A 13,744-nucleotide genomic window follows, 5' to 3' on the forward strand; every position below is an offset into this window, starting at 1 on the left:
GCTCCGTAAGGAAATAAAGGACGGAATCTTGATTGAGAATTAATCTTGGATGATTTTTCAACAATCAAGCGAGGCACTAAAAGGATAAAACTTTCCTCTTTTTACCCCAATTTTCCTAAAAAAAGAGGAAAATTTTATCCTTTTAGTGGGAAAATTGGTACTTAAAGTATCTATTTTCCTTCTTTTTTGCGGGAAATTGCGGTATTAAGTAGCAAATTCCCTATTTAACTTCGGATAATTGCGGTTTTAGGTGGCAATTTTGCTATTCCGAGTATCAATGTTCCTGTTTCAAGTGGAAATTTTGCTTGTTTTTTGCGGGAAATTGCGGTTTTAACTGAGATGATTCGATTAGCGAAATAAAACACTCTTTCAATAATCAGGCTTCTATTGGATTTGACATCCATACAATTGCTTAATCTATTCCCTGTCTTTTCCTTAACATTACTATCACCTCAAAAAACAAGCATTAATCCTTGTTCATTTCCGAACAAAAAGTGTATCATTTCCGAACACTTCTTCAAGAAAAATACAACCAAATGCCTAGCTATCAACCACTTAACTTTTTGGCATTATCTTGTTAATAAATCATGCAAAACAGAATGGATAATTGATGAAACACATCTAATCTTATTAAATTAATTTCAATACAATGGATAGAGTAATCGAAAAAAACAAATGGTCTGCAAAACGAATTCTCCCGTGGATTGGTGGCGTAGCAGTAATTGGACTGATTGCAGCAAGTTATTTCAATACCACAGGCAACAGCAAACTGAATGTAGAGGAAGATAAAATTATGATTTCGGAAGTAAGCAAAGGAAGCTTTCAGGAGTTTATCCCTGTCAACGGAATTGTGATGCCTATCCAAACCATTTACCTAGATGCCCTTGAAGGCGGTAGAGTTGAAGAATTGTATGTAGAAGATGGTGCTATTGTAAAGAAAGAACAACCGCTCTTGAAATTATCGAATACCGACCTTGAATTGGATTTGGCAAACCGTGAAACTTCTGTTTTCCAGTTGATTACGCAAATGCAATACACTCAAAATTTGGCTCGTGAAAACACCATTCGTCAACAAGCTAATTTAGCGGATATTGATAACGCTTTGGTAGAAGCCAAAAGAGTATATGAATTGAATAGCCGTTTGCATAAAGAAAAAGTAATCTCTGAACAAGACTATAAATCATCTCTAAACCTATATAACTATAACGTTAGACGTAAATCGCTGATTGAAAAAACCTTAAAACAAGATTCAATCACAACGGCAACACAACTAACACAAATGAAAGAAACCGTTGCCCGCACACAAGAAACCTTGAAATTGATGCGTAAAAAGGCTTCTGATTTAGTGGTGAAAGCTCCAGTAGCGGGTCAACTTACTTCAAGAAATGCCGAAATTGGTGAAAACAAAGTACGTGGTGTAAGGTTAGGACAAATTGATGTACTCAGCGGTTTTAAAGTACGTGCTGATATTGACGAACATTATATCGCCAGAGTATTCATTGGCTTGACGGGTGAATTTACGATTTCGGATAAGACTTATAAACTGCGTGTTAAAAAGGTTTACTCACAAGTAACAAACGGTAGATTCCAAGTAGATATGGAATTTGTTGGAACACCTCCAAGTGACATTCGCCGTGGACAAACGCTTCAAGTTCGTCTTTCATTAAGCGACCAAACACAAGCAGTTTTATTGGCAAAAGGTGGGTTCTATCAACAAACTGGCGGAAACTGGATTTTTAAAGTAGGTGAAAACGGACAGAAAGCATATAAAGTTGACATTCAGTTAGGTCGCCAAAACCCTGAGTTTTATGAAGTATTAGAAGGCTTAAAACCGGGCGACAAAGTAGTGACTTCAAGCTATGAAAATTACGGAGATATGCAGGAGTTGGTGATTAAGAAGCAGAAATAGCTTTGAGCTATGAGCTGTGAGCCTTGAGATTTTAGCTTTGCCTGAAATTGTGCTTAGGATAAAATCAAAAAAAGCTCATTGCTCACAACTCAAAGCTATGAGTCTTGAGATTTTATGTTAAGAGCTTTGAAATTACTTAATGTAAATAAAAAAAGCTCATAGCTCACTGCTCAAAGCTCAAGGCTGATAGCTCACGGCTAATAGCTCACAGCTAAAAAGCTACAAAAGCTTCGCACCATATCCATAAATCATTTTTCTGATTTCGTTGATTTTTTCATTTAAAGATAAAAAAGCTACTGAATCAATATAGTTTAAATCTTTCGCTAAAAGCAATTGATATTCTAATTCAGAAGCAGAGCCTTTAGCAATTGTCAGAAAACGGTTGAGTTCAATATTACTTTCTCGACCACAACCTTCGGCAATATTAGTTGGAATAGAAGAAGAAGAACGTCGCATTTGGCTCACAAGTCCATAGAGTTCATCTTTCGGAAATAAAGAAGTGGTTTTATAAATTTCTAAAGTGAGTAAATGGCTTTTTTGCCAAACTTGTAGTTTCTTAAAATCTCTCATTGTAGTGTATTTTAGCGTTGAGCTACGAGCCTTGAGCTGTGAGTTATAAAAAAGCTGATAGCTCAAAGCTCATTACTCAAGAATAAAAGTTAACAACAATTTACTCAAAAACCTAAATCAAATGCTGAAAAAAACTATAAAAAACTCAAAGCTCATTGCTAAACACTAAAAAGATATCACAAAAAAACAAAAGCTAAAAACTCAAAGCTCATTGCTCATAGCTCAAAACTAAAAACTCATAGCTCACGGCTCATTGCTCAAAGCTAATAAATCCTAAAATCATGCTTAAAATAACAGACTTAGAAAAAATTTACCGTACCGAAGACATCGAAACGGTTGCTTTAAACAAACTTTCTTTAGGTGTAAAAAAAGGAGAATTTGTTGCCATCATGGGTCCTTCTGGCTGTGGCAAATCTACTTTATTGAATATCATCGGAATGTTGGATGATGCCGAAAAAGGTAGCTTTATGTTCAATGGCGAAGAGATTATCCATTTCAACGAACGCCGCCGTGCCGACCTCCGCAAACGCAATATTGGTTTCGTTTTCCAATCATTCAACTTGATTGACGAGCTAACAGTATATGAAAATGTAGAATTACCATTGTTGTACTTGGGCGTGGATGCTGCCGAACGCAAACAAAGAGTAGAAGCTGTATTAGAGAAAGTACAAATCATGCACCGTAGAAATCACTTCCCACAACAATTATCGGGTGGTCAACAACAACGTTGTGCGGTAGCTCGTGCCGTAGTAAATACTCCAAAATTAATCTTAGCCGATGAGCCAACAGGTAATTTGGATTCTACGAATGGTAACGAAGTAATGCAGTTATTGACAGAATTGAATGAAGCAGGAACGACCGTAATCATGGTAACGCACTCTGAACACGACGCTCGTTATGCCCACAGAATCATTCGTTTATTAGATGGAAAAGTGGTGATGGAGAATATTTTGGGATAAAAGATTTTAGCTGTGAGCTTTTAGCCTTGAGCTACGAGCATTGAGTTGTGAGTTATGAGCCGATAAACTTTCTCATTATTCATAGCTAAAAACTCTATACTCATTGCTAAAAGCTCATTGCTCACGGCTCACAGCTAAACAGCTATTAAAACCTTTAAAACCATGTTAACAAATTATATAAAAATAGCTTTTCGTAACCTTTTGAGGAACAAAAGTTACGCTTTTATCAATATTGCAGGTTTGTCTTTAGGACTTACTTGTGCCATGTTGATTTTTGCTTTAGTTCGCTACCATTTTAATATTGATAAACATCACAGCAAATACCAAAATACTTACAGAATTGTAAGCGAATTTCTTTCAAGAGAAGGCGGTGAAAATTTTCATACACCGGGCGTTCCATATCCTTTTGGCAAAGCTGTTTTAACAGATTATCCCAATATCGAAAACCTTTCGATGACGGAATTAGCAGAAGATTTTTTTGAAGCAATTCCTGCTGCAAATGGTGAAGACAAAAAGTTTAAAGAAACAAGTGATGGCGCTTTTGTAGAACCTTCGTTCTTTAAAATCTTTGACTACGAATGGATTCAAGGAGGTTTTGAAGAATTAAAAAATCCTAATACGGTTGTCATCAGTGAGAAAAATGCCATAAAGTATTTTGGAACAACAGACGTAATAGGTAATGTCATAAAACACGAAGGTCGTTTGAACCTTAAAATCGTTGGTGTTTTCAAAGACTATAAAGACAACACGGATTTTGCTTATGAAGTAATGCCTTCCTATGCCAGTTTGAAAGAGTTTTACGGAACGATTAATGATAATTTTGGAAATACGAATAGTAGTACTCGTTGTATTGTTTCGCTCAATGAAAAATTCACCAAAGCTAATTGGGACAAACAAATGCTTGCTTTTGTAAAAAAGTATCGTCCTGATGAAGTACAGTATGTTCGTTATCCAATGCAGCCATTGAGAGAAATTCACTTTTCGGAAGACTACGGTGGCATCAACAAAAACCTTATTTTATCTCTTTTTGCTATTGGAGTTTTCTTGATTATCACGGCAAGTATCAATTTCGTAAACTTAGCGACGGCTCAGGCTTTGAAACGTTCTAAAGAAGTTGGTGTACGAAAAGTATTGGGTAGTTCAAAGGCTCAATTATTTTGGCAATTTATGGCAGAAACAGCCATGATAACCCTTACTTCTTTACTGATTTCAATCGTACTATTTCAGTTAGGTGAAAAGGTAGCTCGAGAATATCTAAATGGCGCTTTCAGATTTACTTTTTACTTCGATGCTTCAGTTATTTTATATGTTATCCTTATCATTCTTGCAGTCATTATCCTTTCTGGAGCGTATCCAGCTTTGGTATTGGCAGGTTTTCAACCTGTAATGGCATTAAAAGGAAAAATATCTACGCAACAAGTAGGCGGTTTTTCGGTAAGAAGAAGTTTGGTAGTGGTTCAATTTGCCATTTCACAAATGCTAATTATCGGCATGGCTGTAGTAACAAGCCAATTATCGTATTTTCAAAGTAAAGATTTGGGCTTCAAAAAAGAATCCATTTTAGCGGTTCAACTTCCTTTTGTTCCACAACAAGATATTATAAAAATGAATACCTTCAAGAACTTGGCTTCGGCAGTTCCTGATGTAGAAAAAATCAGTTTTTCAATGTCTGGTCCACCACAATCTGGTTGGGTAAGTAGCACAAGTTTACGATTTGACAATCGTACAGAAAACGAAAAGTGGAGTACTCAAGCCAAAGGCATTGATGCTAATTATTTAGATTTATATGGCATAAAATTAGTAGCGGGTCGTAACCTTTATCCTTCAGATTCTATCAGAGAAGTAATTGTTAACGAAGCCTTTGTAAAAAAATTGAGCATCAAAGAGCCCTCGCAAATTATTGGTAAAAAGATTGATTCGAGAGGAAAGACGGTAGAAATCGTTGGCGTGGTAAAAGACTTTCATCAGCAATCGCTCGCCAGAACGATTGACCCATTATACATGACGACCGATGCCACAAATTACTATTTTGCCAGTTTGAAATTACGTTCAGCTAATTACAAAAAAGTAATTAAAACCTTAGAAAAGTCATTCAACCAAGTATATCCAGAAAGTTATTTCAATCATCAATTTGTGGATGAAACGATTCAAAGAGCTTATCAACAAGAAGAAACAATGGGCAAGCTTATCAATTTCTTTGCTTTGGTGGCTATTCTGATTGGTTGTTTGGGGCTTTACGGTTTGGTGTCGTTCATGGCAGCACAAAAAACCAAAGAAATCGGTATTCGAAAAGTATTAGGAGCAAGTATTGGCAATATTTTAATGATGTTCGGAAAAGAATTTGCTCAATTAATCATCATTGCTTTTTTCATCGCCGCCCCAGCCGCTTGGTGGATTATGAATGGTTGGTTACAAAACTATGAGTACCGAATCAGCATTGGTGCAGGGATTTTCTTGCTCTCTATTGCCACGACGATTCTCATTGCCAGCATTACGGTAGGTTATCGTTCGGTACGTGCGTCCTTAGCAAATCCAGTAAAAAGTTTAAGAACAGAATGATTTGATTTGGGATGTTGGATTTCGGATTTTATAAAAATAGTTTATCCGAAATCCGAAACCTCAAATCCCAAATCCAGTAGTCCTCTAATCCTAAAATCATCAATCCTAATTCATAAAATCATGTTACAAAATTATTTCAAAATTGCCTTAAGAACTTTACTGAGAAACAAAGCTTTCTCGGCTATTAATATTGTTGGGCTTTCAGTAGGTATGGCTGTAGCAATGCTAATTGGCTTATGGATTTTCGATGAAATTTCTTTCGATAAATATCACCAAAAATACGACCGTCTGGCACAAGTAATGCAAAACCAAACTTGGAATGGCGTTACTGGTTCGCAAACGGCAATGCCTTTGCCTTTAGCACCAGAACTGAGAGCTAAGTATTCAGGAGATTTCAAAAATGTGGTGTTATCGTCTTGGACCTTTGAACACGTTTTATCTGTTGGCGATAGAAAATTCACTAAAACAGGAAATTTTGTAGAACCGAAATTTCCAGAAATGTTTACTTTCAAAATGTTGAAGGGTTCTCAAAAAGGCTTGAAAGACCCCTACGCTATTCTTATCTCAGAATCTGTTGCCACAGCTTTGTTTGGGAATACCGACCCAATGAATAAAGTAGTGAAAGTAGATAATAAAACAGATGTTAAAGTAACGGGAGTTTATGAAGATTTACCGCATAATACCAGTTTGAACGAAGTTACTTTTGTATTGCCTTGGGAAATGTATTTGGCTACAGAAAATTGGGTAAAGAACTCGCAAGACCAATGGAATAATAATTCTTTTCAAACTTTTGCTGAATTGAATCCGAATGCGGATTTTGATAAAGTATCTGCAAAAATCAAATTGGTAAAGTTCAATCACGACAAACAAGATGCGGCTAAACCAACGGTTTTCTTGCATCCGATGAATAAATGGCATTTATATTCTGAATTCAAAGATGGTAAAATTGCTGGCGGACGTATTCAGTTTGTGTGGTTATTTGGCATTATTGGCGTATTTGTGCTTTTATTGGCTTGTATCAATTTTATGAATTTAAGTACGGCTCGTTCAGAAAAACGTGCGAAAGAAGTTGGAGTACGTAAAGCTATCGGCTCGGTTCGTTCACAATTAATTACACAGTTTTTAAGTGAGTCTTTGCTGATTGTGTTTTTTGCATTTGTCCTTACAATTGTATTAGTATTGCTTACTTTACCTTGGTTCAATGAATTATCAGATAAAAAAATGTCCATTCTTTGGGCAAATCCATATTTCTGGCTCATCAGTATTTCATTCTCTTTGATTACAGGTTTGGTTTCTGGAAGTTATCCAGCATTTTACTTATCATCTTTTGACCCTATCAGAGTACTAAAAGGTACTTTCCGTGTAGGCAGATTTGCCGCCATTCCTCGTAAAGTATTGGTAGTCGTTCAATTCACGGTTTCGGTTACTTTAATCATCGGAACGATTATCGTTTATCGCCAAATTCAACATGCCAAAGACAGACCAATTGGTTATAGTCGTGATGGATTAATTGCTATCAACATCAATACTCCTGAACTCGTAGGGCATTATGATGCACTTAGAAGTGATTTATTAAAAACAGGAGCAGTGTATGAAATGTCGCAGTCATCAAGTCCAACAACGGCCGTTTATTCCAACCAAATTGGTTTCAATTGGGAAGGAAAAGACCCTAATCTACAAGCACTTTTCGGCGTAATTGCCGTTTCACATGATTATGCAAAATCGGTAGGTTGGCAATTTGTAGAAGGCAGAGATTTTTCAAGAAGTTTTTCGACAGATACTTCTGCCATGATTTTGAATGAAGCTGCTGCAAAATTTATTGGTTTCAAAAAAACGGCAGGACAAAACATTAATTGGAACGATAAAAATTACCGTATCGTGGGTGTCATTAAAAATATGGTGATGGAATCGCCTTATGAACCTATCAAACCAACAATATTCTTTATCAATTATGGTTGGGCAAATATTATTAATATCAAGTTGAATCCAGCCATGAGTGCCTCCGCTTCTTTAGAAAAAGTAGGAGATGTATTCAGAAAATATAATCCGGGTAGTCCATTCGATTACAAATTTGCCGACGACCAATATGCCTTAAAATTCAGTGGCGAAGAACGAATTGGTAAACTGGCAACTTTCTTTGCTTGCTTGGCAATTTTCATTTCTTGTTTAGGCATTTTTGGTTTGGCATCTTTCACGGCAGAACAACGCACGAAAGAAATTGGTGTCAGAAAAGTATTAGGTGCTTCGATTTTCAATTTATGGCAATTATTATCCAAAGATTTTGTGGTTTTAGTGATGATTTCATTCTTAATCGCCACGCCAATTGCGTATTATTTTATGAATGGCTGGCTGAAAAACTATGAATATCGCTCAGAAATCTCTTGGTGGATTTTTGCAGCATCGGGTTTTGGCGCTTTAATCATTACTTTACTAACGGTGAGTTATCAAGCGGTAAAAGCGGCTTCGGCAAATCCTGTGAAGAGTTTACGGACAGAATAATTTGGAGTGAGGAGTTGTGAATGCTGAATGGGGAGTAATTTTTTACCAAAATCCGAAATCCGAAATTCAAAATCCCAAATCTTTAGTCCTTTAGTCCTTTAGTCCTTTAGTCCTTTAGTCCTTTAGTCCTTTAGTCATCAATCCTAAAGTCAAGAAAATGTTCAAAAATCATTTAAAAATCGCTTTGAGAATCTTGTTGAGAAACAAGGTTTACTCTTTCGTTAATATATTGGGTTTGGCAATTGGCGTAAGTGCCTGCTTGGTGATTTATTTACTTGTAAGTTTTGAACTGAGTTTTGAGGACTTTCAACCCGACCGTGAACGTATTTATAGAGTAACTTCTGGTTTCAAAAACCAAGAAGGAGAAGCTTTTTATAATGCAGGATTATCATCTCCGATGCCCTCTTCTATTGTACAAGAAATTTCGGGCATAGAATATTTATCGGCTTGCCATGTTTGGAGTGCAAGAGCCACCGTGCCAAATGATAAAAAAGATGGAAAAAATCCACCTAAAATCTGGAAAAATGAAGACTCAGAAGTATTAGTTTGTCAGCCTGAATATTTTAAAATTTTCAACTACGAATGGTTAGCTGGCAATCAAAAAACGGCACTAACTACACCAAACGAAGTAGTTTTATCACAAACCGAAGCAGAAAAATATTTTGGCAAAATTCCTTTACAACAAGTGTTAGGCAAGCAATTATACTTTAATGATTCTTTGGCTACCACCGTAACGGGCGTTGTGAAAGACTTCCCTGTTAATTCTGATTTTAAGTTTAAAAACTTTATCTCTTTCAAAAGTATTGAATCCAAAAATTGGCGTAAAGAATTTCAATTAGACCAATGGACGAATACCAATTCGAGTTCAATGGCTTTTGTAAAACTTACTCAAAATACCAAAGCCATTACTGTAAATGCACAATTTCCTGCTTTTCTAAAAAAACATCTCGACCAAAAAGATGAATGGAATATTGGTAGAACACTGACTTTGCAAGCCTTATCAGACATTCATTTTAGTGATAAATTACAAGACAATTTCTCAAGACAAGTACATTTGCCAACGCTATACACATTGTTGGGAATCGCTGGATTTTTGCTGTTGATTGCCGCCATCAATTATGTTAATCTATCAACGGCTCAATCTATTACTCGTGTGAAAGAAATTGGTGTTCGGAAGGTTTTAGGAAGTAATAGAAAAACTTTAGTGATTCAGTTTTTATGCGAAACCTTTATCATCACTTCTTTAGCTGTATTTTTCTCTGTTATTTTAGTAGAACCCATTCTTTGGATTTTCAAAGATTTTATTCCGAAAGAATTATCTTTCAATGTTTTGAGTCCAAATATTTTAGGCTTTTTAGGCATCATCACACTTGCAACTTGTGTATTGTCGGGCTTGTACCCTGCTTGGATGATTTCATCTTATCAGCCCGTTTCATCTTTGAAAAACCAAGTATCATCTGGCGGACAAACTCGTACTGCGCTACTTCGTAAAGCCTTAATTACTTTCCAATTTACGGCATCGCAAGTATTTATTTTGGGAACAATCATCGTGGCTACACAGTCGAAATATATGCTTAATAAAGACCTTGGTTTTAAGAAAGATGCCATCGTTCATTTTTACACAGATTGGAACGACCCAGACAATAACAAGAAATTTGTATTGATTCAAAAAATCAAGCAAATACCTGAAATAGAAAGTGTTAGTCTTGGAGAAACCCCTGCAAGAAATGGTTATTCTACCAACAGAGTAACTTATAACGAAGGCGGAAAAGAAATCAAAATAGACGTTCATAGAAGAACGATTGATGAAAATTATATACCGATGTTTGGTATAAAAATTTTAGCAGGCAGAAACATTATTGATAGCGACTCCGCCAAAGAATTTATCATTAACGAAACCTACGCAAAAGCACTGGGCTTCAAAAAACCAGAACAAGCCGTTGGACATTTTTTAGTGTATTCGGGCGGAAAAGGAGATTATAAGTTGCCCATCGTAGGCGTAGTGGCTGATTTTCATTTACAATCATTGCATAAAGCCATTCAGCCTTTGTATATGATGTCGGAAACCAAGTATGAGTCTGCGATGAGTGTAAAAATTCATAGTAAAGGACAATCTTCTGCTGATTTCAAAAGTGTTTTAGCCAAAATAGAAAAAGCTTACAAAGAAATATATCCTAATAGTTATGAAGAATTCAGTCCGAAGTTTTTTGATGAAAGTATTGCCAAATTCTATGAAAAAGAAGAACGCTTTGCCAAAATTCTCAATACAGCTACGGGCGTTGCTATCTTGATTTCTTGCATGGGTTTATTTGGCTTGGTGGCTTTTACAACCCAACAACGCACCAAAGAAATTGGTATTCGCAAAGTATTGGGAGCTTCAGTGACACAAATCATGCAATTGTTGTCGAAAGACTTTTTGAAATTAGTCATTTTAGGAATCTTCATTGCTACGCCAATTGCGTATTGGGCGATGAATCAATGGTTACAAGATTTTGCTTATCGCATTAATATTAGTTGGTGGATTTTTGCTTTAGGTGGCATTACCTCTATCATCATTGCTTTGATTTCTGTAAGTTATCAATCCGTAAAAGCTGCTTTGATGAACCCAGTGAAGAGTTTACGAACAGAATAATTCGATTTGGGATTGGGGATTTCGGATTTGGGATTTTAAAAAATGACCGAAATCCGAAATCTCAAATCCAAAATCCTTTAGTCCTTTAGTCCTTTAGTCCTTTAGTCCTTTAGTCCTTTAGTCATCAATCCTAAAGTCAAGAAAATGTTCAAAAATCATTTAAAAATCGCTTTGAGAATCTTGCTCAGAAACAAGGTTTACTCATTTATCAACATTGCAGGCTTGGCATTGGGGATTGCTGCCTTTTTGTTGATTTTGGAATATGTAAGTTTAGAAAAAAGCGTGAACCAATTTCACGCCAACTTGCCGACAATGTACCGACTTTTGAACCAAAATACTAAAGGTGAAACTTGGGCACAAATAGAACCAGGTTGGTCTGAAAAAGCACAAGAACGTTTTCCCGAAATCAAAACTTATTGTCGTGTAGCCGAGAGCGTTGGGAAAGGCGTGGTAAAATATGATGCTAATAGTGTTTCTTTCCGAGAGAAAAAAATTGCTTATGCAGAAGGCAACTTCTTCACGTTTTTTAGCTTTCCATTGCTTCAAGGTACGGCTTCGGCTTTGCAAAAACCAGATGTAGTTTTTGTAGCAGAATCGGCTGCAAAAAAGTATTTTGACACAGAAAATCCTATCGGTAAAACCCTTACTTTATATAACCAATTTGGAAAAAAAGATTATTTAATAGAAGGCATTTTTGCCAATATGGGCGACAATTCCGACATTCAACTCGACTTTGTTTTTTCTTTAGAAACCTTAAAAAACCCAGCCAACCTCAATGATAACTCTTGGGCAAATCTTACTAATCTGGATTCTCAGTATATTGACACCTATTTTCAGCTAAATCAAAATGCTGATTACTTGGCACTTGAAAGCAAGCTCAACGTACTTCGCAAGGAACTCAGCAAAGAAAACGATGATATTACTTTCCGTTTACAACACTTTTCAGAAATACATTTGGCAAGTAGCTTATCGGATACTTATCAACACAATGGCAACATCAAATATGTATTTATTCTAAGTGGTATCGCCTTTTTGATTTTACTGATTGCATGGTTCAATTATATCAACCTAAGTACCGCCAACGCCCTGAAAAGAGCGAATGAAGTAGGTGTAAGAAAAGTAATTGGAGCAACCAAAAACAATTTGGTGATGCAATTTTTGGGTGAATCTATTTTGGTAAACCTTTTTGCCTTTGTCGGAGCAATTTTTCTGGTGACGCTTTTGCAACCATTTTTCAATGATATTATTCAGAAAAATCTTTCACTAAGTACTTTACTTTCCTCTTCTTTGTGGATAATTGGCTTGGGCTTGTTGATTATTGGTTCTATCGCTTCGGGCATTTATACCGCTTGGGGTTTGGCGAATTTTAAATTGATAGAAACCCTAAAAGGTAAATTACACAAATCAACCAAAGGTATTTTCTTACGTAAGTCATTGGTGGTTACGCAATTCAGTATTTCAATTGTACTGATTATCGTTACGTTGATTATTTTCAGTCAATTGAAACACATGCAAAACCAAGATTTGGGCATGAATATCAAGCAATTATTGGTGATAAAAGGTCCTGAAATTGGTAAAGACAGCACTTTCAAAAACCGAGTAAATGCTTTTGAAAATGATATTGCTAACCTCAATTTCGTGAATGATTATTGTACAAGTGGAAGCGTGCCGAGTAACTGGTATAATTTCACAACGGTTGGTTTTACTTCTGCAAAATCAAAAACTGGCGATGAACAAAAACCATATTCATTTATAACTATCGGACATAATTTTTTTAAAACCTACGACATTCCTTTGAAAGCAGGAAGAAGTTTTACCGAACAAGAATGTGACGTTGAATGGAACAACAACAACAAAGTACTCTTGAACGAAAAAGCCCTTGAACAAATGGGTTTTAAGTCAGCCAACGAAGCCGTAAATGCTAAAATAAAATGGGACGAACGCTATTTGGATGTGATTGGCGTTGTGAAAGATTATCATCACAAAAGTTTACAAACTGCCATCGACCCGATGATTTTTTATCCTTTCAATAGTTCTTCGTACTTAACGATAAAACTTGCTGGCGAAAATATGAATAGTAAAGTGGCGACTTTGGAGAATGTATTTAAAAAGCATTTTTCGGGAAATCCCTTTGAGTTTTTCTTTATGAGCGAAAGTTTCAACAAACAATATGAAGCCGAAAGTCAGTACAGTACTTTATTCACAACGGCTTCGGTTTGGGCAATTTTTATCGCTTGTATGGGACTTTTCGGATTGGCTACTTTCACTGTAGAATCTCGCACCAAAGAAATTGGTATTCGTAAAATTTTGGGTGCTTCGGTATTCAGTATTGTACAATTATTATCAAAAGGTTTTTTGATTTTGGTAAGTATTGCCATACTCATCGCTTGCCCGATTGCCTATTATTTTATGCAACAATGGCTACAAGATTTTGCAAGCAGAATTAATATTGAATGGTGGTATTTTGCTTTTGCAGGCGTTTTGGCTTTGGCAATTGCCTTAATCACCGTTGGTTTCCAAGCCACAAAATCAGCCTTAATGAACCCTGTGAAGAGTTTAAGAACGGAATGAGTTGAGTTGGGAATTTTGAGTGCGGAGTGAGGAGTAAATTTTCCC

Annotated in this window: 7 protein-coding genes; 6 read left to right on the forward strand and 1 reads right to left on the reverse strand. The window is 36.1% G+C overall.

The features are described from left to right. The first annotated feature begins 649 nt into the window (after positions 1 to 649). Positions 650 to 1,909, forward strand: a complete 1,260-nt coding sequence (locus tag ABID42_RS05635; protein WP_367282813.1) for an efflux RND transporter periplasmic adaptor subunit — start codon at positions 650 to 652, stop codon at positions 1,907 to 1,909. Between the two features lie 219 nt (positions 1,910 to 2,128). On the opposite strand, the gene ABID42_RS05640 is transcribed toward ABID42_RS05635, so the two are convergent. Further along, complete coding sequence (locus tag ABID42_RS05640) at positions 2,129 to 2,479, reverse strand: four helix bundle protein (protein ID WP_367282814.1); 351 nt, start codon at positions 2,477 to 2,479, stop codon at positions 2,129 to 2,131. A gap of 281 nt (positions 2,480 to 2,760) precedes the next feature. Here ABID42_RS05640 and ABID42_RS05645 point away from each other — a divergent pair, with 281 nt between their 5' ends. The 5 genes from ABID42_RS05645 (at position 2,761) to ABID42_RS05665 (ending at position 13,699) form a co-directional block, all read left to right on the forward strand. Next, complete coding sequence (locus ABID42_RS05645) at positions 2,761 to 3,438, forward strand: ABC transporter ATP-binding protein (RefSeq protein WP_367282815.1); 678 nt, start codon at positions 2,761 to 2,763, stop codon at positions 3,436 to 3,438. A 162-nt stretch (positions 3,439 to 3,600) separates the two neighbouring features. Continuing rightward, complete coding sequence (locus ABID42_RS05650; protein ID WP_367282816.1) at positions 3,601 to 5,997, forward strand: ABC transporter permease; 2,397 nt, start codon at positions 3,601 to 3,603, stop codon at positions 5,995 to 5,997. A 120-nt stretch (positions 5,998 to 6,117) separates the two neighbouring features. Continuing rightward, complete coding sequence (locus ABID42_RS05655) at positions 6,118 to 8,496, forward strand: ABC transporter permease (RefSeq protein WP_367282817.1); 2,379 nt, start codon at positions 6,118 to 6,120, stop codon at positions 8,494 to 8,496. Between the two features lie 157 nt (positions 8,497 to 8,653). Then, positions 8,654 to 11,128 (forward strand): ABC transporter permease, encoded by a 2,475-nt coding sequence (locus ABID42_RS05660; protein WP_367282818.1) that lies wholly within the window; start codon positions 8,654 to 8,656, stop codon positions 11,126 to 11,128. Between the two features lie 144 nt (positions 11,129 to 11,272). Beyond that, the gene (locus tag ABID42_RS05665) at positions 11,273 to 13,699 is read left to right on the forward strand and encodes an ABC transporter permease (protein ID WP_367282819.1); all 2,427 of its coding nucleotides are present in this window, start codon (positions 11,273 to 11,275) and stop codon (positions 13,697 to 13,699) included. Positions 13,700 to 13,744: the final 45 nt, after the last annotated feature.

The organism is Arcicella rosea (assembly GCF_040543805.1).
Classification (GTDB): domain Bacteria; phylum Bacteroidota; class Bacteroidia; order Cytophagales; family Spirosomataceae; genus Arcicella; species Arcicella rosea.